General features: G+C 63.1%; 20 protein-coding genes and 6 tRNA genes. 5 read left to right on the forward strand and 21 right to left on the reverse strand.

Annotation, left to right across the window (positions count from 1 at the left end):
* The 4 genes from VI26_RS22580 to VI26_RS22595 form a co-directional block, all read right to left on the reverse strand.
* The coding region (locus VI26_RS22580) for a dihydroorotate oxidase (protein ID WP_082151218.1) at positions 1-667 on the reverse strand (667 nt) is incomplete at its 3' end.
* 143 nt (positions 668-810) lie between these two features.
* The gene (gene bfr / locus VI26_RS22585) at positions 811-1,278 is read right to left on the reverse strand and encodes a bacterioferritin (RefSeq protein ID WP_048412006.1); all 468 of its coding nucleotides are present in this window, start codon (positions 1,276-1,278) and stop codon (positions 811-813) included.
* A gap of 88 nt (positions 1,279-1,366) precedes the next feature.
* The gene (feoB, locus tag VI26_RS22590) at positions 1,367-3,139 is read right to left on the reverse strand and encodes a ferrous iron transport protein B (RefSeq protein WP_048412007.1); all 1,773 of its coding nucleotides are present in this window, start codon (positions 3,137-3,139) and stop codon (positions 1,367-1,369) included.
* Positions 3,136-3,399: a FeoA family protein gene (locus VI26_RS22595; protein ID WP_048412008.1), complete on the reverse strand. Its 264-nt coding sequence runs from the start codon at positions 3,397-3,399 to the stop codon at positions 3,136-3,138. Before VI26_RS22595 ends, feoB begins: the two co-directional genes overlap by 4 nt.
* 175 nt (positions 3,400-3,574) lie before the next feature.
* Between VI26_RS22595 and dcd the strand changes: the two genes are divergently transcribed.
* Complete coding sequence (gene dcd / locus VI26_RS22600) at positions 3,575-4,144, forward strand: dCTP deaminase (RefSeq protein WP_048412009.1); 570 nt, start codon at positions 3,575-3,577, stop codon at positions 4,142-4,144.
* A 270-nt stretch (positions 4,145-4,414) separates the two neighbouring features.
* Positions 4,415-4,909, forward strand: coding sequence for a glutathione peroxidase (locus tag VI26_RS22605; protein WP_048412010.1), 495 nt, complete (start codon positions 4,415-4,417; stop codon positions 4,907-4,909).
* 9 nt (positions 4,910-4,918) lie between these two features.
* Here the strand turns inward: VI26_RS22605 and VI26_RS22610 are convergent, their stop codons facing one another.
* From VI26_RS22610 to VI26_RS22635, 6 genes are all read right to left on the reverse strand, one after another.
* Positions 4,919-5,332 (reverse strand): YchJ family protein, encoded by a 414-nt coding sequence (locus VI26_RS22610; RefSeq protein WP_048412011.1) that lies wholly within the window; start codon positions 5,330-5,332, stop codon positions 4,919-4,921.
* A gap of 2 nt (positions 5,333-5,334) precedes the next feature.
* The gene (locus VI26_RS22615) at positions 5,335-5,811 is read right to left on the reverse strand and encodes a hypothetical protein (RefSeq protein ID WP_048412012.1); all 477 of its coding nucleotides are present in this window, start codon (positions 5,809-5,811) and stop codon (positions 5,335-5,337) included.
* A gap of 158 nt (positions 5,812-5,969) precedes the next feature.
* Positions 5,970-6,371 carry a ProQ/FINO family protein gene (locus VI26_RS22620; protein ID WP_048412013.1) on the reverse strand — a complete coding sequence of 134 codons (402 nt, stop codon included), beginning with the start codon at positions 6,369-6,371 and terminating at the stop codon, positions 5,970-5,972.
* 673 nt (positions 6,372-7,044) lie between these two features.
* Entirely contained in the window at positions 7,045-7,995 is a 951-nt protein-coding gene (locus tag VI26_RS22625; protein WP_048412014.1) for a PfkB family carbohydrate kinase, read from the reverse strand.
* Entirely contained in the window at positions 7,992-9,380 is a 1,389-nt protein-coding gene (locus tag VI26_RS22630) for a cytosine permease (protein ID WP_048412015.1), read from the reverse strand. The genes VI26_RS22625 and VI26_RS22630 overlap by 4 nt, the downstream gene beginning before the upstream one ends.
* 4 nt (positions 9,381-9,384) lie before the next feature.
* The gene (locus tag VI26_RS22635; RefSeq protein ID WP_369799223.1) at positions 9,385-10,479 is read right to left on the reverse strand and encodes an ADP-ribosylglycohydrolase family protein; all 1,095 of its coding nucleotides are present in this window, start codon (positions 10,477-10,479) and stop codon (positions 9,385-9,387) included.
* Between the two features lie 142 nt (positions 10,480-10,621).
* On the opposite strand from VI26_RS22635, the gene VI26_RS22640 reads away from it, so the two are divergent.
* Entirely contained in the window at positions 10,622-11,356 is a 735-nt protein-coding gene (locus VI26_RS22640) for a GntR family transcriptional regulator (RefSeq protein WP_048412017.1), read from the forward strand.
* An 82-nt stretch (positions 11,357-11,438) separates the two neighbouring features.
* Here VI26_RS22640 and VI26_RS22645 read toward each other — a convergent pair.
* The 9 genes from VI26_RS22645 to VI26_RS22685 form a co-directional block, all read right to left on the reverse strand.
* A tRNA-Leu gene (locus VI26_RS22645) sits at positions 11,439-11,523 on the reverse strand.
* A 319-nt stretch (positions 11,524-11,842) separates the two neighbouring features.
* Positions 11,843-11,916 (reverse strand) — tRNA-Cys (locus VI26_RS22650).
* Between the two features lie 40 nt (positions 11,917-11,956).
* Positions 11,957-12,032 (reverse strand) — tRNA-Gly (locus VI26_RS22655).
* 29 nt (positions 12,033-12,061) lie between these two features.
* Positions 12,062-12,137 (reverse strand) — tRNA-Gly (locus tag VI26_RS22660).
* A gap of 27 nt (positions 12,138-12,164) precedes the next feature.
* Positions 12,165-12,240, reverse strand: a tRNA-Gly gene (locus VI26_RS22665).
* 25 nt (positions 12,241-12,265) lie between these two features.
* Positions 12,266-12,341 (reverse strand) — tRNA-Gly (locus tag VI26_RS22670).
* 98 nt (positions 12,342-12,439) lie between these two features.
* Positions 12,440-13,021 carry a CDP-diacylglycerol--glycerol-3-phosphate 3-phosphatidyltransferase gene (gene pgsA, locus VI26_RS22675; protein ID WP_048412018.1) on the reverse strand — a complete coding sequence of 194 codons (582 nt, stop codon included), beginning with the start codon at positions 13,019-13,021 and terminating at the stop codon, positions 12,440-12,442.
* Positions 13,022-13,133: 112 nt separating this feature from the next.
* Positions 13,134-14,939, reverse strand: a complete 1,806-nt coding sequence (uvrC, locus tag VI26_RS22680; protein ID WP_048412019.1) for an excinuclease ABC subunit UvrC — start codon at positions 14,937-14,939, stop codon at positions 13,134-13,136.
* The gene (locus VI26_RS22685; protein WP_053074592.1) at positions 14,940-15,377 is read right to left on the reverse strand and encodes a DUF4124 domain-containing protein; all 438 of its coding nucleotides are present in this window, start codon (positions 15,375-15,377) and stop codon (positions 14,940-14,942) included.
* 161 nt (positions 15,378-15,538) lie between these two features.
* Between VI26_RS22685 and guaB the strand changes: the two genes are divergently transcribed.
* Entirely contained in the window at positions 15,539-17,002 is a 1,464-nt protein-coding gene (gene guaB, locus VI26_RS22690; RefSeq protein ID WP_048412021.1) for an IMP dehydrogenase, read from the forward strand.
* 236 nt (positions 17,003-17,238) lie between these two features.
* Here guaB and VI26_RS22695 read toward each other — a convergent pair whose 3' ends face one another.
* The gene (locus VI26_RS22695) at positions 17,239-18,102 is read right to left on the reverse strand and encodes a GyrI-like domain-containing protein (protein ID WP_048412022.1); all 864 of its coding nucleotides are present in this window, start codon (positions 18,100-18,102) and stop codon (positions 17,239-17,241) included.
* A gap of 9 nt (positions 18,103-18,111) precedes the next feature.
* Entirely contained in the window at positions 18,112-19,035 is a 924-nt protein-coding gene (locus VI26_RS22700; protein WP_048412023.1) for a LysR family transcriptional regulator, read from the reverse strand.
* 162 nt (positions 19,036-19,197) lie between these two features.
* Here VI26_RS22700 and VI26_RS22705 point away from each other — a divergent pair, with 162 nt between their 5' ends.
* Positions 19,198-20,814, forward strand: a complete 1,617-nt coding sequence (locus tag VI26_RS22705) for a GMC family oxidoreductase (RefSeq protein ID WP_048412024.1) — start codon at positions 19,198-19,200, stop codon at positions 20,812-20,814.
* The last annotated feature ends 79 nt before the right edge of the window (positions 20,815-20,893 follow it).

Below are 20,893 nucleotides of genomic sequence, written 5' to 3' on the forward strand. Positions count from 1 at the left end.
AATCGCCGCCCAGCCCGCCCAGCCCGCCCTTGGGCTTGATCACCGCGGCCTCGCTGTCCAGATCGATCACCAGACCGTTGCCCACCGAGTTGATGCAGGTAACGAAGCGCAGCAGCGGGAAGCCGTTCAGCACCGCGGCCATGGCGGCGAAATGCACCGGATCGAAATACGGCGGCAGCTTGACGCCGAACGGCCGCGCGTACACCCGGCTGATCTCCGCCAGGGCCTCGGCGCTGGCGGCGAAGTCGTAGCCCAGCTGCGGCTTGCCCGGCAGATTCGGGCAGGACAGATTCACCTCAGGCAGGCAGGGCAGCTTCAGCGCCGCCAGTTCGGCCAGAATGGTCAAGGTGTCTTCCAGCGTCATGCCGGAAATGGACAGGAACAGCGGCTTGGCGTCGTCGTAAGCCTGGGCATAGTCCAGGTAATAGCGGTAGCCCTCGTTGGGCAGGCCCATGGAATTGATGCTGCCCAGCGCGGTGCGCCGGTAACGCGGCTCGGGATTGCCGGCGCGCGGCGCCAGCGTGCAGCTCTTGGTCACCACCGCGCCGGCGGCGGAACGGCGCAGCTGCTCCAGTTCCTCCTTGGTGCGGCAATGCACGCCGGAAGCGTTGAACAGGGGGCTGGCCATCTGCATGCCCAGCCAGGAAACGGATAGATCCAGCGTCATCGCGCCCTCCGGCGAATTCATCTGCCGGCGATGATAGACGCAAGCGGCGCCGGCCATGCTGCGCCAAGTCAAAACCGGCGCGGCCGCCGCAAAACAAACGGCCGCCCGGAAGGCGGCCGTTTCAAGACAGAAATATTCGGGGCTTACATTTGCGACTGAATATAGTTCTGCTCGCCCACCATATCGATCAGGCGCAGCTGCTGCTCCAGCCAGTGGGCATGGTCATTCTCGGTCTCTTCCAGCAGCACCATCAGTTCCTGGCGCGTCACGTAGTCCTGCACGCTCTCACAGTGGGCCACCACTTTTTTCAGCAGATTGCCGACGCGGTATTCCACTTCCAGATCGCTGGCCAGCATCGCTCGCACGTTCTCGCCTACCACGATGGGCACGCGCTTGGCCACGTTCGGCTTGCCTTGCAGGAACAAGGTGCGCGCGATCAGCACCCGCGCGTGCGACAACTCGTCCTCGCGCTCGTGATCGATGCGCTCGAACAGCTTGTGCAGACCGAAGTCCTTATACATCTCGGCGTGGATGAAATACTGGTCCGCGGCGGACAGCTCTTCCGCCAGCAGTTCGTTCAGCAACTCGATGGTTTTGGGATCACCTTGCATAAAACGACCTCTTGTTGTTGTAGTTCAATAACGCCGGCGGGCGCGCCGCCGACGCGAACGGAATTCGCGAACCATTCATTCTAAGCCCTCAAGGCCATAGATGCACGCCGCCTTGATAAAACACGAACGACAACAGCCAGGCCAGGCCCACCGACCATCCCACCGCCAGCGCGGTATAGGCCTTGCTGCGCGACTCGCGATACATCGCCGCCACCGTGGACAGGCAGGGCACGTAGATCAAGGTGAAAATCAGGAAGCTCATCGCCGAGCGCCAGTCCAGATGCTGCAGCAAGGCCGCCCCCAGGCCGGCTTCCGACACCCCGTAAATCACCGCCAGGCTGCCCAGCAGGATCTCCTTGGCGATGAAGCCGAACAACAAGGCCGCCGCCAGTTCGTGGCGTATGCCTATCGGGTCCAGCACCGGCGCCATCAGGTCGCCCAGCGCATCGGCCAGGGTCTTGCCGTCGCCGGCCGGCACATGGGTCAGCAGCCAGACCAGCACCACGCCCAGCAGGATGAAACTGGACGCCAGTTGCAGGAAGGCGCGCACCTCGCCCACCGCCCGGCCCAGCATATGGCTCAGCCCTGGCAGCCGGTACGGCGGCACTTCCAGCAGAAAGGCCTCGCCGCCGGCGTAACGGCGCTTGAACACCCAAGCGGTGAAGATCGCCACCGCGAAGCTCATCAGATAAAGCCCGGTCAGCACCCACGGCGCCTGCGACGGCGTGAACAGCAGCCCGGCGAAGAACACCACCACCTGCAAGCGCGCCGAGCACAGCGAGAACGGGATCACCAGCATGGTCAGCAGCCGCTGCTTGCGCTCGCGCATCACCCGGGTGCCCATGATGGCCGGCACATTGCAGCCGAAGCCCATCAGCTGCATCACGAAACCACGGCCGTCCAGCCCCAGCCGCGCCATGAAGGCATCGGTCAGATAGGCGGCGCGCGCCAGATAGCCGGAATCCTCCACCATCGCCATCAGCACGAAGAACACCAGCAAGATGGGCGCGAAGGTCAACACCGTCGCCACGCCCTGCCAGATGCCGTCCAGCGCCAGGCTCTGCACAATCGCCGGCAAGGGCGCGAGCAAGGGCGTCAACGCCTGCTCCTTGACCCAGTCCAGGCCGGCGCCGGCCAGGTCCTGCAAAGGGGTACCGATCTGATAGGTCAGATTGAACAGCAACGCCATCAGCGCGAAGAACAGCGGCAGCCCCAGCCACGGATGCATCAGCCAATGATCTATCTTCTCGGTCAGCTGCGCCGGCAGCACCGGCGGCAAGGCCCAGCAGCCCTCCAGCTTCAACCGCGCCTGCTCCATCGCCGCCCGCGTTTCCGGCACCGCGTCCAGCCGCGCGCGCGCGGCCGGGGCGTCCGCATTCGCCAGCCGGTTCAAACCCGTCATCAGCGGCGGCCAGCCCTGCATGCGCTTGGCCGACACCAGCGACACCGGCGCGCCCAGGCGTTCCGACAAGCGCTCCACATCCAGGCTGACGCCCAGCGCCTTGGCCTCGTCGGCCATATTCAGCACCACGTGGCAGTTGAGGCCGCTGGCCAACACTTGCAAAGCCAGCGGCAATTGCCGGTCCAGCTGGCTGGCGTTGAGCACCAGGATCGCGCCGTCGAAGGCGCTGGCCTGCAACACATCGCGCACCACCGCTTCGTCGTCGGAATAACCGGTCAGATCATTGACGCCCGGCAGATCCACCAGCTCCACCATGTGGCCGCCCAGCAATAGGCGCGCGCTGCTCAGTTCTATGGTCAGGCCCGGCCAGTTGCCAACGCGCTGCGACATGCCGGTCAGGCGATTGAACAAGGTGGATTTGCCGGTATTGGGCAGGCCGATCAGGGCAAAGCGCTTCATGCTTCCAGCCTCGCCACGATGGAACGCGCCAGGCTGCGACGCAGCAGAAAGCGAGTGGCACCGACATCCAGCAGCAACGGCCCGCCCAATGGCGCTACCCGGCGCACGTAAAAACGGCTGCCCGGCGCCAGGCCAAAGGCGGCGACGCGGCGGAACGCCTCCTCCGCCAGCTCCAGCCGCTCGACCACGCCGTGGCGGCCGGCGGGGAATGCATCCAGTGTCAACATGATGATCCGATCAAGAACGAGAATGGTTTGCATTAGTATATCCAGCCCATTCGCGCCGAACTGCGGCAAATCGCCGCAATTGCGGACTCGCTTGACCTGGGTCAATGGCGCTCCGCTCACGCCCGCGCGCGCGGATTACCCATAGCCGCATGCCGCGCTTGCGGTTAAAATCGCGGACAATCAATCGAAAAGCTACGGGCCAAAGACAATGAGCATCAAATCGGACAAGTGGATTCGCCGGATGGCGGACGAATACAAAATGATCGAACCCTTCGAAGCCAACCAGATCAAGATGGTGGACGGCCAGAAGGTGATCTCCTACGGCACCTCCAGCTACGGCTACGATATCCGCTGCGCCGACGAATTCAAGGTGTTCACCAATATCAACAGCACCATTGTCGATCCGAAGAACTTCGACCCCAATTCTTTCGTGGAAGTCTCCGGCAAGGGCTATTGCATCATCCCGCCCAATAGCTTCGCTCTGGCTCGCACCGTGGAATTCTTCCGCATTCCGCGCTCGGTGCTGACCGTCTGCCTGGGCAAGTCCACCTATGCGCGCTGCGGCATCATCGTCAACGTCACGCCGTTCGAACCGGAGTGGGAAGGCTATGTGACGCTGGAGTTCTCCAACACCACGCCGCTGCCGGCCAAAATCTACGCCAACGAGGGCGTGGCTCAGGTGCTGTTCTTCGAATCCGACGAAATCTGCGACGTGTCCTACAGCGACCGCGCCGGCAAATACATGGGCCAGGTGGGCGTGACCCTGCCACGCCCCTGAAACACTTCCCGCCAGCAAAAAAGGGATGGCTAAGCCATCCCTTTGTCATTTAAATCCCGCCAAATCCGTCCTCGCAATTTCACCTCAATGTTCTAGGATAAACAGAGGGTTAGCTGACTTTCCCGGTTGGTCCGCCCTTGTACAGCAATTGATTTCTTCTTGGGGCGTAGCGGTTCCCCCTTGCCGTTGCGCCCCTTTTTTTATGCCTTCCCCGCATTGCCCTTCCCCCGCTTTCTTGCCATGATCCTCACTTTGACGAAGAGCGGAAACATGCCCGAAATTTATGATTTTTCCATTGAAACGCTGGATGGCCGGCCACTGGCTCTGGAGCGTTTCCGCGGCAAGGTGCTGCTGCTGGTCAACACCGCCAGCGAGTGCGGCTTCACCGCGCAATTGGGCGGCCTGGAACAGCTATACCAGCGCTACCGCGAGCAGGGCCTGGAAATCATAGGCTTTCCCTGCAATCAGTTCGGCGGCCAGGAGCCGGGGGACGCTGCCGCCATCGGCCAGTTTTGTCAGAAGAACTTCGGCGTCAGCTTCGCGCTGTCCGCCAAGATCGACGTCAACGGCGCCGGCGCGCATCCGCTGTGGCGCCATCTCGCCACCGCCAAGCCAGGCCTGCTGGGCAGCCGGCGCATCAAGTGGAATTTCACCAAGTTCCTGGTGGATCGCGATGGCGCGATACAAGCGCGCTTCGCTCCCCAGGTGAAACCGGCTTCGCTCGAGCGCGCGATCGAGAACTTGCTGCGCACGCCCGCGCGCTGAGCGGCGTGCTCAGCTCAATTCGCCGGACACATAAAACCAGCGGCCGTCTTCGCGCACAAAGCGGCTGCGCTCATGCATGCGCTCCGCCTTGCCGCCCACCTTGCAGCGGGCGATGAACTCCACCATCCCGCCAACGTCGGTAGCGCCGCCGGCCTCGGTCGCCAGCACATCCAGGCCCAGCCATTTGACCACGCCCGCGTCCGCGGCGAGATCCAGCGACTGCGGCCGGGTGCTGGCATGCCAACTGGCCAGCAAATAGCCTTCGTCGCCGCGCGCGTAAGCGGTATAGCGCGAGCGCATCAAGGCCTCGGCGGTGGGCGCCGGCGCGCCGGCATCATCCAGATAACGGCCGCAGCACGCGGCATAGGCCGGCCCCAGGCCGCAAGGGCAGGCGCTCGGCGCCTTCTGCGTCTTCTTGCCCATGTTCAGCGCACCAGCGGCGGCAAGCCGTAGAGCTTGAGCAGGAAATTGGTGAACGCGGGTTCCGCCGGTTTCGGGTTCAATTTTGGCCAGCGCCGCATCCATTCGCGCAAGCGCTCATCCATCTTGGCGCGGAAAGCGTCCTGATCGATGCGGCCGGCCTCACGTTCCACCGTCAGATAGCGGTACATGGCGAAGGTATTGTCATCGACCGGATTGGCGCCCACCACCTTGAGCCGGAAAGCCCCCAGTTGGTCGGCGGCGGCCAGGCGGGTGAGTTCGCCGCTCTTGACCTTGTCGGCCAGGCGGTTGGCCTCGCGCAGCAAGGCGTCGGTCTTGCCATTGACCGCGGGCGCGGCCGGCGGCCGGGTCTTGGCCGGCGCGGTATCGGGATGCGAGCTGATGGGCACGCCCAATTGTTGCAAAGCGCTGCAGGCGGACAAGCTCAAGGCCATCGCGGCGCACAAGAAAAGACGTTTCATGCCGGGTATTCTACTCCTGTCCTGATTCGTCGCCGCTGGCGCGGCGCATCTCCCTGCGACCATGCCGACAGCCGCAATGTTCCTGCCGCGCAATGCAAAACAGCCTGACAAAACATGTGTCAGGCTGTTTTCATCGTGGCCACGCCGGCGCGGCACGCTTACTCCGCGGAGTCGCCCGCGGGCTGGACCGGTGCCGCCTCGGCTACCGCCGCAGGCTTGGGCGCGGACATCTGCTCCGCCGCCTTTTTTTCTTCGGCGCTGACTTCGCCCACCGGTTTGTTGGCCAGATCGAAACGCTTGCCGCCGCGCGCCAGGGATTTGACGTAGCGCGGCTTGCGACAGTGGTTGGCCACCACGCGCGAAATCAGCGTCGCGTCGAACTGGGGCAAGGCCGCGATCAAGCTCTCATGGATGCCCAGCGCCAGCGGCCGGAACTGACGGAAAACGTCGAACTTGCTGTAGACATGATCCGCGATCATCTCGGTCTGCTTTTTCTTGGACAGACTTTGTACAGCGGACTTAAGTGCAGCACCGAGTGCCGTTTCAGTATTTGGCTTCATGAACTTCTATCTAGATCCGTTGGTGCGAAAGCAGCGCATGCTGCCTAATCAAACGAAGCACTGCAACCAGCCTCCCGGCCAGCTTGACAGCGAACGCATAAATGACGACATCGTCATACGGCTTGGCAAGCGCTGCGGCAATGCGAGACCGGCGCGCCGCTCAAGTTGCCGGCCAAGGACGAACTCCGTGAAACTCGTACCCCGGCCAAGCGGCAGCTCGCGCGGACATGCGCATCGCCAGCGCCGGTATATTCCCGAGCAGGCCACCGTTGGCTTACGGCGGCACCGTCCGGGCTAAGAACTTGTTTGTGATCCGCCGCGCTTCGGCGATGCAGCGTTGTCGCGCCTTCAGAAAGCTCATGCAGCGTATGCACATTTCGCTCCTTCAGCTCTTTTCGCCTTATCCGACCTTTGCGTGCGAAACCTTGAACAGGTTATCACAAAGAAAACATCGCGCACGCCGCGCTGGCGGGGAAGCCCGAGGGCTCCGCGGCCGGGCAGGCGCTCACGAGGGAGGGAGAGTACTAAGTAATGCCCCTTTATGTCCAGTACTAGACGCCTATTGCGTTTTTTCCCAGTGGATCCCGTCTTTCTTTTGCCACTTTTTCAAGGTCAAGACGGCAAACAGGGCATGAAGCGCGGCCGCGCCAAGGGCGACCGCGCCGGGCTTGCGTCAAATGCAGGCGACGGGGAAACGGCGGTTCAAACTGTCCCAATCCGTGGCCGCGTCAGGGCCGGCGCTGGCCACGACACAGGCCGCCAGGCGGTTGCCCAGGTCCACCGCGTAGTGCAGCGGCCAGCCGCTGGACAAACCCGCCAACAGGCCAGCGCAATGCGCATCGCCCGCGCCTATGGTATCCACCACCGACACTTGATAGCCGGGCAGATGCCACGGCGCCTCGGTGCCAGGACATACCCAGGCGCCGTCCTGCCCCAGCCGGCAGATCAGCGTCAGCCTATAGTCCTTGGCAAAGCGCTGCGCCGCGGCAACCGGATCGCCGCCGCCGCACAATAGCGCGATCTCGTCCCGGTTCAGGGTCAACAAGGTCTCGGTGTCGCTCAAGGCCGCCAAGAAGGCCGGTTCCAACTGCATCACGCGCGGACCGGGATCGATCACGCGAACCTGCTCCGCAGGCATGGCCAGCAACCACGCGCGCAAAGCCTGACCACCCTCGCCGGCCAACTCATAACCGTTGGCGTACACCAGCGTGTCGGCGCCAAGCGGCAGCTTATTCAATTGCGCTCGGCTCCATTCCGTCTCACAGCCGGAAATCGAAATAAAACTGCGCTCGCCGCTGGGCTCCACCATGGCCACGCACCAGCCATTGTCGCGCCGCTCGTTGCGCAGCAATACCGGCAAGCCCAGTTCGCGCATGGCTTCGTCTATCGCCGCGCCCCATGGCCCGTTGCCCACTGGCATGCCATTGATCACCGGCGCATTCAACTGACTCAATGCCCGCGCCACATTGAAGGCGCAGCCGCCGATCAAGCGTTCCTGCTGCTGTGCTTCGACATCGGCGCCGCTACGCGGCAGTTCGGGCAAGGTCAGCACCACATCGCCCACCGCGCCGCCCACGGTCAGGATCGCCTTGGTGGGATGATAACTAGGACACGGGATGGTCATGCGCGTCGCTCCTTCAGCAACAAATACAATCCATAAGCCAGCAAGCTGGTCGCAAAAGATACAAACAGGCCAAGGCTGGAATCGGCGAAGATGCCACGCGCCAGCGGGCCGTCGACAAAGCCGGTCTTGGTCACCAGCAGGCCGCAGCCGGCGCCCAGCAGCCAGCACAGCAGCGGGCCGGCGCGGAAGGCCTGGCGCTGACCAGACAGCGCCGCGCCGTCATAGCCCTGCCGATGACGCAGCATCAGGTAATCGAGCACGAACACCGCCTCCCAGGCGGCCAGGAACACGCCGCAGAACAGCAGGAAGGCGATGAAGGGCCCCAGGAAATCACTGGACACAAACAGGACATAAGCGGCAATCGCCACCACGATCAGCGCGTTGATGGACACCGCCTGCGCCTGCCTGACCTTGACGCCTATGGTCAGCAGATTGAGGCTGGCCGAGTACAGGCTGAGCACCGCCATGGTGACGATGCCAGCCGTCGCCGTCAGCAGATAGGGCACCGCCATCCAGGCCGGCAGCACCGAGCCTATCTTGGCGATGGGGTTGGCCGCGCTGGCCAGGTCCGGTATCTGCACCGATAGCAGCACGCCGGTAAAGATCAGCAGCATCAGCGGCAGCGACGCGCCCACCATCACCGCGCCGAAGATGCTGCCGCTGGACGCCCCGGCCCGCTGGTAGCGGCTGTAATCGGCGCCGGCTATCGCCCAACTGATGCCGGTGCCCGCGGCGATCACCGACACCGCCGGCCAGAAACCGGTCAGCCAGTCGCCGTCCGGCCGCGCCATGATGGCGCCCCAATTCGCGGTCGACACCACGTACAGGACCACCACCAGGGTCATACTGCCGAAGATCCGGCTCAGCCAGCTCTGCATCCACACCACGGTGGCCTGCCCGAGCAGGCTGACCACGATGACCAGGCCGATGAACAACAGCAAGCAGGCCGCGGTCAGCGGGCGGCTTTCCGCCATGCCCAGCGCCTGGCACATCGCCGCCAGCGTCAGCGCGCCGGTCACCACGTTGACCGCTTCCCACCCCATCAGGTTGAACCAGCTGAAGGCGGTGGGCGCGGCATTGCCACGCAGGCCGAAAATAGCCCGCGACAAGGTCAGCGTGGACGTGCGGCCGCGCTGGCCGGCAATGCTGGTCAACCCCACCAGCGCGAAACTGGCCACCCCGACCGCCGCGGCCAGCAAGGATTGGTAGAACGACAATCCGAAGCTGGTGACGATGCCGCCGTATACCACGCCGAGGATGCCGATATTGGCCGCCAGCCATACCCAGAACAACTCCACCGGCCGGCCCTGGCACTCATGTTCGGGCACCAGGTCTATACCCGCGCTCTCCAGCCGCCAGCCCTCTCTTGCTTGTGCTTCGCTCATCCCTTCACCCCTTGAAACGCAATGCGCTTAAAGTCTGCGCGTAAGATTCGAAATCGACTCCATTCACTTGCCGGATGCGCTCCCGCCATGCGGCCGGTATCGCCTCCACTCCTCGCAGCGCGCCGCACACCGCGGTTGCCATCGCGCCTATCGTGTCGGTATCGCCGCCCAGATTCGCCGCCAGCACCGCGCAATGTCGCGGATCGCCTTGCGCGCATTCCACCAGCGCGAGGGCGGCTGGCACCGATTCTATGGTGTCCATGCCGGCGCCCAGCGTGTGATACAGCTCGGTCACCACGGTCGCGTCATCCTGCCCGCGCAAGCGCCCCGCCACCTCGAAACCCCAAGCCAAACGCCGGCTCAGCAGCGGGCTGAATGTCGTCACCAATTCCAACTGCGCCTGATCGACGATGGCGGGCAATTCGGTCTTGATGTCGGACCAGGCCGCGCCCTCCACCGCCCGCGACACCGCCCAGGCGATGGCCGTCGCGCCGGCTACCGCGATATCGGACTGATGGGTGGGACTGCAACTGAGTCGGACCGCACGGATGAAAGCCTGGCGATCCCGACTGGACAGCAGACAGCCCAATGGCGCCACCCGCATCGCCGCGCCATTGGTCACGCCATTGGCGCCAAGCGTATCAATGGACTGGCCGGACAAGATGGCCAGCAACGCGGCTTTGGAACTCGGTCCCAGGATGTTCTTATTGAACGCGTCTATCCCTTCGGCCCAGGCGATGATGTTTCGGGCGATGCGCTCCGGCTCCACCTCTCCGTCCGCCGCGATCAGCGCATCCATCAAGGCGATGGCTTGCTGAGTATCATCGGTGAACTCGCCGGCGGCGAATTCGGACGCGGCGAAATTCTCGGTGGGGCCAGGCAGAAAATCGTCGATCCAGCCAAAGAAACGCCACACCTGTTGCTGCGGCCAAAGTTCTGAAGGCATGCCCATCGCATCCCCCGCCGCCTGCCCATACAGTGCGCCGAGAATGAATGAATAGCCCTTGCTGCTAGTTGTCAAACCGTACCTCTTGAAACGCATGGGATAGTCACAGAAAACACTCGCCGCCGCGCCAGCGGCAAGGCTTTCGATTGGCATACTATGACAAGTCCAATATAAATCCAATAACACCAGGCTATCCTATCGGTCAGGTAGGCCACCGCTCCACGCCAGCCGCCCTCTCCTACCGCGCGCGCTTTGCTTTAGACTGGGTCCGCATGCACAGGAGTTTGCAACCGATATGATCGATATACTGGAATGTTTGTCCGCCAGCCTCAGCCACGCCGATCCCACCCCGCGCTATCTGCAGATCGCCAATGCGCTGGAACAGGCCATCCGTCAGCACCAGCTGACAGCCGGCGCCTTCCTGCCCACCGAGCGGCAACTGGCGGAAAAACTACGGCTGTCGCGTGTCACCATCAGCAAAGCGATGGCGGAGCTGGAAAAAAAACGGCTGATCACCCGGCTGCAAGGCGTGGGCACGCGCGTAGCGCAGGCTTTCTGCTACTCGCTCAACGATAGCGGGGGCTTTACCGAGCAAGTGCTGCGCAATGGCGGCACGGTGGACAATCAATGGCTGCTGCGACAGCGCGAAGCCGCTCCAGCCGCCATTGCAGCCAGGCTGCAACTGCCCGCCGACGCCGAGATCGCGAAACTACGCCGTCTGCGGCTGATGGATGGCGTGCCGGCCGCGCTGGAAACCACCTATATCCCGCTGGCCTTCCTGCCCGAGCCCGAGCGCCTGGAACATTCGCTATATCAATGGTGGGAACAGCGTGGCATCGAGATCGGCCACAAGCGCTTTCGCCTGGCATCCTGCGCCGCGGACCGTGACGCCGCCGCCTTGTTGAATCTGGCCGCAGGCATGCCGCTGCTGCGCATCCAGCAGACCAGCTTGAACGCCGCGCAACAGGTCTTGGAGTTCAGCGAGGTGCTGTGCCGCAGCGATCTCTATGAATTCGAGGTGCAGCTATGAGGCATGGGGATCGATAAACAAAAAACCCGCCCAGCGCTGCGCTGTGCGGGTCTTCGTCGTCTCGCGGACGGCCAAGCCGTCGTGGTGCCCCGGGCCGGAATCGAACCGGCACGACCGAAGTCGAGGGATTTTAAGTCCCTTGTGTCTACCAATTTCACCACCGGGGCGGGCAAAGAGACGGCGATTCTATCCCAGAGCCGAGCCGCTGGCAAACGGGCGCCATCCGCCGAACTCATGGGGAGCGCAGTCTTTCCGCCTGACGCGCAGGTCCAGCGCATGGCACGCATGAATGCACGCCACTCATTGCCCCCCATGTTTGGCGTGTAAAAACACACATATCAACGAGGAGCTGAGCTATGCGCAGCGACGAGCCGATCAAAACAGGGGAAGTGGAAAAGCGCGGGGAACCCGCGCGACAGCACCATGCGAGGCGCAGCCTCAGACCAAGCAAAAGCCCCGCAAGTCTTTGACTTACGGGGCTTTAACTGGAGGCGGGGGTCGGAATCGAACCGGCGTAGACGGATTTGCAATCCGCTGCATAACCACTTTGCTACCCCGCCGTTACCGGCGAACCACCAGCCATGGCTGATGATTTAAATTTGGAGCGGGAAACGAGGCTCGAACTCGCGACCTCAACCTTGGCAAGGTTGCGCTCTACCAACTGAGCTATTCCCGCAGGGGTAATGCCATGACAACATAGTGTGCTGGAGCGGGAAACGAGGCTCGAACTCGCGACCTCAACCTTGGCAAGGTTGCGCTCTACCAACTGAGCTATTCCCGCGTCGCATAATGCTATCGCAAAAGATAATGGAGCGGGAAACGAGGCTCGAACTCGCGACCTCAACCTTGGCAAGGTTGCGCTCTACCAACTGAGCTATTCCCGCGTCGCATATGCTATCGCAGAAGATTTGGAGCGGGAAACGAGGCTCGAACTCGCGACCTCAACCTTGGCAAGGTTGCGCTCTACCAACTGAGCTATTCCCGCATTCAAAACTGCTGTGATACTTCTGCTTTCTCTTCGCTGCTGCTAGAGCAGCGCTGAGAGATGCGAATTATAAGGATTTATCAGGCACTGTCAACACTTCAGACATCAATTTTTTTCCCGGAAAACTCCTTGGCGGCCATCCTCAGGTAATAAACCATTGACCACAAAGTCAAAATCACCGCCACCACCATGAAGGCATTGCCCAAAATTAATGTCGAAACCCCCGGCAGCAGCGGGCCGGCATACAGCAACAGCAGGATGGCCACCATTTGCGCGGCGGTTTTCAGCTTGCCGATATAGGCCACCGCCACGCTTTTGCGAGTCCCCATCTCCGCCATCCATTCGCGCAGCGCGGAGATGGCAATTTCGCGGCCGATGATGATCATCGCCATCCAGCCCTCGGTGCGCCCCATCTGCACCAGCAGGATCAAGGCCGCGGCGACGATCAGCTTGTCCGCCACCGGGTCCAGGAAGGCGCCGAAGGCCGAGGTCTGGCCCAGCTTGCGCGCCAGATAGCCATCCAGCCAGTCGGTGATGGCAGCCAAGGCAAAGATGGCGGCGCCCACCTGGTTACGGCTTTGCAGTAGCAGCACGGAATCCGGCAAAAAGAAAACCGCTACGCAGATGGGGATCAGGGCAACCCTGAGCCAGGTCAGGAATATCGGCAAATTGAAGGGCATCGGTGTCAGTAATCTTATTGTTTGCGGCCCGGTCAAAAACTGCGCGTCGGCCCCGAGCCACAACGAAACGCACAGCGGTGGTTACAGTGTATAAACGATGGCGCGCCTGCAATCAATGCAGGGCGTTGTAAATCTTCTCCGCCAGGGTGCGGCTGATGCCGTCCACCTGGGCCAGGTCGTCCATGCTGGCGGCGGCTACGCCGCGCAAGCCGCCAAAACGCATCAACAACTGCTGCCGGCGCTTGGCGCCCACGCCTGGAATCTCCTCCAACGTGGACGCGGTGCGCGCCTTGGCGCGCCGCGCGCGGTGGCCGGTGATGGCGAAGCGGTGGGCCTCGTCGCGCACCGTCTGGATCAGATGCAGCGCCGGATGGTCCTGCCGCAGCTGCAGGCTCTTGTCCAGATACGGCAGGATCAAGGTCTCCAGGCCCGGCTTGCGTTCCTCGCCCTTGGCGATGCCGACGATGGGCAGATTCAGGCCGATTTCGGCGAATACTTCCAAGGCCACGCCCACCTGCCCCTTGCCGCCATCTATGAACACCGCGTCCGGCAACCTGCCATCGCCCGCAGCCAGCTTGCCATAGCGACGTGACAACACTTCGCGCATCGCAGCGTAATCGTCGCCGGGCTTGGCGGTTTCGATATTGTAGCGTCGGTATTCTCCGGGCTGCATCGCGCCCTTGTCATAGATCACACAGGAAGCCACCGTGGCTTCGCCCATGGTATGGCTGATGTCGAAGCATTCGAAGCGGCCGGCCCCTTCCAGTTCCAGCACCTCGTTGAGCTGGGTCAGCCGCTGGTTCTGGGTGGCCTTGCTGCTCAAGCGCTGCATGATGGCCAGCGTCGCGTTCTTCTCCGCCATTTCCAGCCACACCCGTCGCTCGCCGATGGGGTTGCTGGCGATGGCCAGCTTGCGCTCGGCCTGCTGCTCCAGATGCTGGCGCAGAGTGTCGGAGATTTCGCCATTGATCAGGATGGCCGGCGGCAAGGGCGCGCCCAGATAATGCTGGGCCAGGAAGGCTTCCAGGCTGTCCGCCAGATCGCCCTCCTCGCCGCTGACCGGGAAGAAGCTCTTGTCGCCCAGATGCCGACCGCCGCGTATCATCACCAGATTGACGCAGAGCATGCCTTCCTGCTGCACCGCGGCCACCACATCGCAGTCCTGCTGGCTGGAGTTGCTGGACACGAACTGTTTTTCCTGCACCCGCGCCAAGGCCTGGATCTGATCGCGCAGCTCAGCCGCCTGTTCAAACTCCATTGCTTCCGCCGCCACCATCATGCGCTGGGTCAGTCCATCTATCAGTTCGCTCTGGCGGCCTTGCAGAAAGGCCACCGCGCTGGCGACGTCGCCGGCGTAGTCCTCCTTGGAGATGTGATCGACACAGGGGCCTGAGCAGCGCTTGATCTGGTACAGCAGACAGGGACGGGAGCGGTTGGCGAACACCGCGTCCTCGCAGGTGCGCAGCCGGAATACCTTTTGCAGGATCTGGATGCTCTCGCGCACCGCGTAACCGTTGGGATAGGGACCAAAATACTGGTTCGGTCGCTTCGGATCGCCGCGGTAATAAGCCATCTGCGGGAAGGCGTGACCGCTCAGCATCAGATAAGGATAGGACTTGTCGTCGCGGAACAGGATGTTATAGCGCGGCGACAAGGCCTTGATCAGATTGTTTTCCAGGATCAACGCCTCGGCTTCCGAGCGCGTGACCGTGGTTTCTATGCTGGCGATCTGGCGCACCATCAGTTGAATGCGCGGCGACTGGTCGTTCTTCTGGAAATAGGAGCTGACCCGCCGCTTCAGATCAATGGCCTTGCCGACATAAAGCACGCTGCCCGACGCATCGAACATCCGATACACGCCGGGCAGATTGGGCAGGGAGGCCAGAACCGCCTTGTAGTCAAAAGCCGTTTTCGACACTTATTTTCCGCACCAGGTTTGCACATTGGACTGCGCCTGGGCAATCAACTCATTGCGCTGGGCATCGGTGGCCAGCGCATTGGAGCCCGGCATGCGGATGCGGCCGTTCTGCTGCAGCGAGGCCAGCTGATCGCGCGCGCCCTTGCAGTTCTGCTCGCGTATCTTGGCGTTGGCGGCGGCAATCTTGGCGTTCTCCGCCGATACCTTGGCATTCTCGGAATCGACATCCTTTCCGCCCGCCTTCTTCGCCTCTTTCGCCGGCGCGGAAGCCGGCGCCGGCTGCGCCGGAGTGTTCAGCCGGCGCGCATTGACATGCGGCGGCGGCTGGTCGGAGTACACCGTCTTGCCGGCCTCGTCCTTCCACACATAGACCGCCGCGCTGGCGGCGGAAGACGCCAGCAAAGCCAGCAAAAACGTCCATACTAAGGTTGACTTCATCATCGACTCCCTGGGCCCGAATGCGCTGCGGATACTCAAATTGTAAGGCCTGCGCGGCCAGCGGGCAAAAAGGTAACAGGGTTGGCGGCGGAAAACCCGTTTTTTTGCAATAACGACAATGCCTCGGTATAATGCCGCTTTGCCGCAAAGGAAACGCCAAGATGCGTATCATCGAGAAAGCCTATACTTTCGACGACGTTCTCCTCGTCCCGGCCCACTCCGAAGTTCTGCCGCGCGACGTAGTCCTCTCCACCCAGCTTACCCGCAACATCACCCTGAAACTGCCCTTGGTGTCCGCCGCCATGGACACGGTGACCGAAGCCCGTCTGGCCATTGCCATGGCCCAGGAAGGCGGCATCGGCATCGTGCACAAGAACATGAGCGCCGCGCAACAAGCCAGCGAAGTGTCCAAGGTGAAACGCCATGAAAGCGGCGTGGTCAAGGATCCGATCACCATCGCCCCGGACATGCTGGTGCGCGACTTGGTGCTGCTGACCCGCCATCACAAGATTTCCGGTCTGCCGGTGATCGAAAACGGCAAGGTGGTCGGCATCGTCACCAACCGCGACCTGCGCTTCGAGACCCGCCTCGACCAGACCGTCGGCTCCATCATGACCCCGCGCGAGCGCCTGATCACCGTCAAGGAAGGCGCCAGCATCGACGAAGCCCGCGACCTGATGCACGCCCACCGCCTGGAGCGTGTGCTGGTGATCAACGACGCCTGGGAGCTGAAGGGTCTGATCACGGTCAAGGACATCATCAAGACCAGCGAACACCCCAACGCCAACAAGGATAACCAAGGCCGCCTGCGCGTGGGCGCCGCGGTCGGCACCGGCGGCGACACCGAAGAGCGCGTTGCCGCTCTGGTGAAGGCCGGCGTGGACGTGATCGTGGTCGACACCGCCCATGGCCACAGCCAGGGCGTGATCGAGCGCGTGCGCTGGGTCAAGCAGCAGTTCCCGCAAGTGGACGTGATCGGCGGCAACATCGCCACCGCCGCCGCCGCGCTGGCGCTGGTTGAAGCCGGCGCCGACGGCGTCAAGGTCGGCATCGGCCCCGGCTCCATCTGCACCACCCGCATCGTGGCCGGCGTGGGTGTGCCGCAGCTGACCGCCATCCACAATGTGTCCGAAGCGCTGAAGGGCACCGGCGTGCCGATGATCGCCGATGGCGGCATCCGCTTCTCCGGCGATATTTCCAAGGCGCTGGCCGCCGGCGGCAACTGCGTAATGCTGGGCGGCATGTTCGCCGGCACCGAGGAAGCCCCGGGCGAAGTCGAGCTGTTCCAGGGCCGTTCCTACAAGTCCTACCGCGGCATGGGCAGCCTGGGCGCGATGAGCCAGGGCTCGTCCGACCGCTACTTCCAGGACAACGAAGGCAATGTGGAAAAGCTGGTGCCGGAAGGCATCGAAGGCCGCGTGCCGTACAAGGGCTCCATCGGCCAGGTGATCCACCAATTGGTGGGTGGCCTGCGCTCCTCGATGGGCTACCTCGGTTGCGCCACCATCGCCGACATGCACGAGAAAGCGGAGTTCGTGGAAATCACTTCCGCCGGCATCCAGGAATCCCACGTCCACGACGTGCAGATCACCAAGGAAGCGCCGAACTACCACGTATCCCGTTAAGACCCGACGTCGTCAGGCCTCCTTTACGGCAAAACCCGCGCCAAACGGCGCGGGTTTTTTCATGGCCGAACCACAAGCGCGGTCAAAACGTGTTTCCGATCTCGCGAGCTAAGACGAGACAAGGCGAAAACGAGCGAAAAAGCGGAATGTACAAGTGGTACATGAGCATTTTGAGTTCAGTTTCAACGCCCATTTCTATCCACCCCGCCGACGCGCAGCAGATCGTAGACAGGTTCTCAGACCAGCGACAACATCAGCCGAGTGCGCAAGGCGGTGGGCGGATTGTCGTAAGGCGAATTCAAATACTCTTCCACGCACGGCACGCCGCCGAGCGCGCGCCCGCTGCCGGGCAACCAGTGCCGGTACAGCCAGGACCAGACCGTGGACAGCTCCGCGTACGGCCCAAGATGCGTCACGCAAGCGTACTCTCCGGCGGGAATCTCCCCCCATTCAAACCCATCCGGCAGCGGCCGCTCCTCCCAGGAATCCGGCACAGTCACGCAGGCGATGGAGCGCAGCTTGGCCTCCTCCGTCTGTTCCGTGTCATCCAGGTACATCCCGAATATGCGACCTGGCGCGTCGCCGACTGCGCAACCCGGGCTGATGGCCTGCAAAGCGCCGAAAGCTTGGCCGATTTCCATATAACTGCCGACATGGCGGCGCATCAGCACCTTCAGCCCCTTGTCCTGCTTGAGCAATGTCACTTCATGCATAACGGTCTCCCAGTCTTGCCTAGAAATGAACGCTCTGCGCTGGCGATAGCGGCCCGGACTCTCACCGTAAGCCCTGGCGAAGGCCCGGACGAAGGCCGCGGTGCCACCGTAGCCGGCGCGCGCCGCCACCCTCGACAAAGGCAGCGAGCCGCCGTCCAACTGCCTGGCCGCGCGATGCAGCAACAGCCGCTGCCGGGTCTCTCCCACCGTTTCGGCCATCAGGCCGCGATACACGCGGTGAAAGTGAAAGGGCGACAAGCAGGCCTCCTCCGCCAACCTTTCCAGCGGCACCGGCCCATCCAGATGACGCCACAAGTAGTCCAGCACTCGCAGCATCCGCCACAAATACGGCGAATCCGGACCGCCGTTGCGATAGAGCGTTCTCATGAAGTGAGCTTATCCCGCATTGATTGATTCTTTTTGCTGAGTTGGCTGTTGCATCAGCAACCATTGCATGCGCTGACACAAATCCACCACGTAATCCCATACCACCCGGTAACGCAGCGTGCGGCGGATGTCGCTGCGGCCGCTTATCCAGTAGGAGCGAATGATGCGCAGCTCCGGCAGCAGCTGGCGCAGCCGCGCGTCGTCGTAGGTCAGATAATACGGTAGCACCGCGATGCCGCCGTCGGCCAGCGCCGCCTGCTGCTGACCCACCACGCTGGTGCAGCGCAGATTAATCAGCGGATTGCGGCACAGGCCGCGGTGGAACATCAGTTCGCGCGAAAACAGCAAATCGTCGACGTAGCCGACGATGGGATGGCCGGCCAGGTCCTCGCGCTCGCGGATCGGCGCATGCGCGTCCAGGTAAGCCGGCGTCGCGTACAGGCCCAGGCAGTAATCGGTCAGCTTGCGCGTCACCACCATATTGGCCTGCGGCCGCTCCAGCGCGATGGCGATGTCCACCTCGCGGTTGGTGATGCTGACGAAGCGCGGCACCGACACCAGGTCGATCTCCAGCGCCGGATAGCGCGCCATCAGCCGCGGCAAGTGCCGCGACAGGAATAAGGAACCCAAGCCTTCCGGCGCGCCCAAGCGCACCAGGCCGGCCACCTCCACATGCCCCACCCTCGCCTCGTCCTGCATCCGGGACGCGGTGTTTTCCAGTTGCTCCGCCAGCGGCAGCAGCTGCCGGCCTGCCGCGGTCAACTGATATCCGTCCGGCTGCTGCACAAACAACGGCTGGCCCAACTGCCGCTCCAACTGCTCGATATGCCTGGCCACTGTCGCATGGGTGGTACGCAGTTGCCGGGCCGCCGCCAGCAGTTTGCCGCTGCGCTGCAAGGCCAGAAAATAACGGATGTCGTTCCAGTCGAACATTGCACCCTCCTCGCGTTTATGGTGCGCTTGCACACAACGATGGCAAGCTTCAACTGCACCGCTGTTAGAAAACTAACAGCCATTGTTCCGCTCTGGCTATTCCCAGTCCGGCCCGGCTTGATCTTATATGGTGGCGATACTGACGTCATAGGAAAGCGCGGCATGCAGGTATTGGCGGATACATTCGACTACATCATCGTCGGCGCGGGCAGCGCCGGTTGCCTGCTGGCCAACCGCCTGTCGCGCAATCCGCGGCTCCGCGTGCTGCTCCTGGAAGCCGGCGGCGAGGACAACTACCCCTGGATACACATCCCGGTGGGCTACCTCTACTGCATCGGCAATCCGCGCACCGACTGGTGCCTGCGCACCGCGCCCGAGCCCGGCCTTGGCGGGCGCAGCCTCAACTACCCGCGCGGCAAAGTGCTGGGCGGCTGCTCCTCGATCAACGGCATGATCTATATGCGCGGCCAGGCCGCGGACTACGACGGCTGGGCGGCCCAGGGCTGCCCCGGCTGGAGTTGGGACGAAGTGCTGCCGGACTTTTTGCGCATGGAGGACCACTTCGACAGCGCCCGCGCCCAGCACGGCCACGGCGGCGAATGGCGGGTGGAGCGGCAGCGGCTGTCCTGGGAGATTCTGGACGCTTTCCGCGACGCGGCGGAGCAGAGCGGCATCGCCCCAGTGGACGACTTCAATCGCGGGGACAACGCCGGCTGCGGCTATTTCGAAGTCAACCAGCGGGGCGGGCTGCGCTGGAACACCGCCAAAGCCTTTCTACGCCCCGCGCGCCAGCGCCCCAACCTCACCGTACTGACCCATGCCGAGGCGGAAACCTTGCTGCTGGAGGACGGCCGCGCCATCGGTATTGCATTCCTGCAACAGCGGCAGCGCTGGCAAGCGCGCTGCCGCGGCGAAATCATCCTGGCCGCCGGCGCCGTCGGCTCCCCGCTTTTGTTGCAGCGCAGCGGCATCGGCCCGGCCGCGCTGCTGCAAGAACACGGCGTCGCCGTGCGTCATGCGCTGCCCGGTGTCGGCGCCAACCTGCAAGACCATCTGCAACTGCGCATGGTGTTCAAGGTCAGCGGCGCGCGCACGCTGAACCAGCTGGCCAATAGCTGGACCGGCAAGCTGGCCATGGGCTGGGAATACCTGTGGCGGCGCAGCGGACCGCTGGCGATGGCCCCCAGTCAGCTGGGCGCCTTCGCCAAATCCGGCCCGGAACAGCCGCGCGCCAATCTGGAATACCATGTTCAACCGCTGTCGCTGGAACGCTTCGGCGAACCGCTGCACCCCTTCCCCGCCTTCACCGCCTCGGTATGCGATCTACGCCCGCTCAGCCGCGGCCGGGTCGCCATCGGAGGCGCGGGGCTGGATGCCGCGCCGCTGATCCAGCCCAACTATCTCAGCCACCCGCAGGATCGCGCCGTCGCGGTGACCGCGCTGCGGCTGACCCGACGCATCGTCGCCGCGCCGGCGCTCACGCGCTACCGGCCGGAGGAATACCTGCCCGGACCCGCCGCCCAGAGCGACGAGGAACTGGCCGCCGCCGCCGGCCGCATCGGCACCACCATTTTCCATCCGGTAGGCACCTGCAAAATGGGACAGGATACCGATGCGGTGGTCGATGCCAGACTGCGCGTTCACGGACTATCCGGATTAAGAGTGGCGGACGCCTCCATCATGCCCTCCATCACCTCGGGCAACACCAATTCGCCCACGCTGATGATCGCGGAGAAAGCCTCCCGCATGATTTTGCAAGACCGCCCCGCGCCGGACTGAGCGGCGCTGCGCAACATCGGCCCACCCAAACAGAGGAAGCCCACTTCCCGACCCACAACTTGTCGCAAAGCCACACCAA

The organism is Chromobacterium sp. LK1, assembly GCF_001043555.1.
Lineage (GTDB): Bacteria > Pseudomonadota > Gammaproteobacteria > Burkholderiales > Chromobacteriaceae > Chromobacterium > Chromobacterium aquaticum.

What these genes read in the sequence shown, in the direction of transcription:
- bfr (WP_048412006.1), bottom strand. Translation starts at nt 1,278, where the DNA reads ATGCAAGGTGATCCCAAAACCATCGAGTTGCTGAACGAACTGCTGGCG.
- feoB (WP_048412007.1), bottom strand. Translation starts at nt 3,139, where the DNA reads ATGAAGCGCTTTGCCCTGATCGGCCTGCCCAATACCGGCAAATCCACC.
- VI26_RS22595 (WP_048412008.1), bottom strand. Translation starts at nt 3,399, where the DNA reads ATGCAAACCATTCTCGTTCTTGATCGGATCATCATGTTGACACTGGAT.
- dcd (WP_048412009.1), top strand. Translation starts at nt 3,575, where the DNA reads ATGAGCATCAAATCGGACAAGTGGATTCGCCGGATGGCGGACGAATAC.
- VI26_RS22605 (WP_048412010.1), top strand. Translation starts at nt 4,415, where the DNA reads ATGCCCGAAATTTATGATTTTTCCATTGAAACGCTGGATGGCCGGCCA.
- VI26_RS22610 (WP_048412011.1), bottom strand. Translation starts at nt 5,332, where the DNA reads ATGGGCAAGAAGACGCAGAAGGCGCCGAGCGCCTGCCCTTGCGGCCTG.
- VI26_RS22615 (WP_048412012.1), bottom strand. Translation starts at nt 5,811, where the DNA reads ATGAAACGTCTTTTCTTGTGCGCCGCGATGGCCTTGAGCTTGTCCGCC.
- VI26_RS22620 (WP_048412013.1), bottom strand. Translation starts at nt 6,371, where the DNA reads ATGAAGCCAAATACTGAAACGGCACTCGGTGCTGCACTTAAGTCCGCT.
- VI26_RS22625 (WP_048412014.1), bottom strand. Translation starts at nt 7,995, where the DNA reads ATGACCATCCCGTGTCCTAGTTATCATCCCACCAAGGCGATCCTGACC.
- VI26_RS22630 (WP_048412015.1), bottom strand. Translation starts at nt 9,380, where the DNA reads ATGAGCGAAGCACAAGCAAGAGAGGGCTGGCGGCTGGAGAGCGCGGGT.
- VI26_RS22635 (WP_369799223.1), bottom strand. Translation starts at nt 10,479, where the DNA reads ATGCCAATCGAAAGCCTTGCCGCTGGCGCGGCGGCGAGTGTTTTCTGT.
- VI26_RS22640 (WP_048412017.1), top strand. Translation starts at nt 10,622, where the DNA reads ATGATCGATATACTGGAATGTTTGTCCGCCAGCCTCAGCCACGCCGAT.
- pgsA (WP_048412018.1), bottom strand. Translation starts at nt 13,021, where the DNA reads ATGCCCTTCAATTTGCCGATATTCCTGACCTGGCTCAGGGTTGCCCTG.
- VI26_RS22685 (WP_053074592.1), bottom strand. Translation starts at nt 15,377, where the DNA reads ATGAAGTCAACCTTAGTATGGACGTTTTTGCTGGCTTTGCTGGCGTCT.
- guaB (WP_048412021.1), top strand. Translation starts at nt 15,539, where the DNA reads ATGCGTATCATCGAGAAAGCCTATACTTTCGACGACGTTCTCCTCGTC.
- VI26_RS22695 (WP_048412022.1), bottom strand. Translation starts at nt 18,102, where the DNA reads ATGAGAACGCTCTATCGCAACGGCGGTCCGGATTCGCCGTATTTGTGG.
- VI26_RS22700 (WP_048412023.1), bottom strand. Translation starts at nt 19,035, where the DNA reads ATGTTCGACTGGAACGACATCCGTTATTTTCTGGCCTTGCAGCGCAGC.
- VI26_RS22705 (WP_048412024.1), top strand. Translation starts at nt 19,198, where the DNA reads ATGCAGGTATTGGCGGATACATTCGACTACATCATCGTCGGCGCGGGC.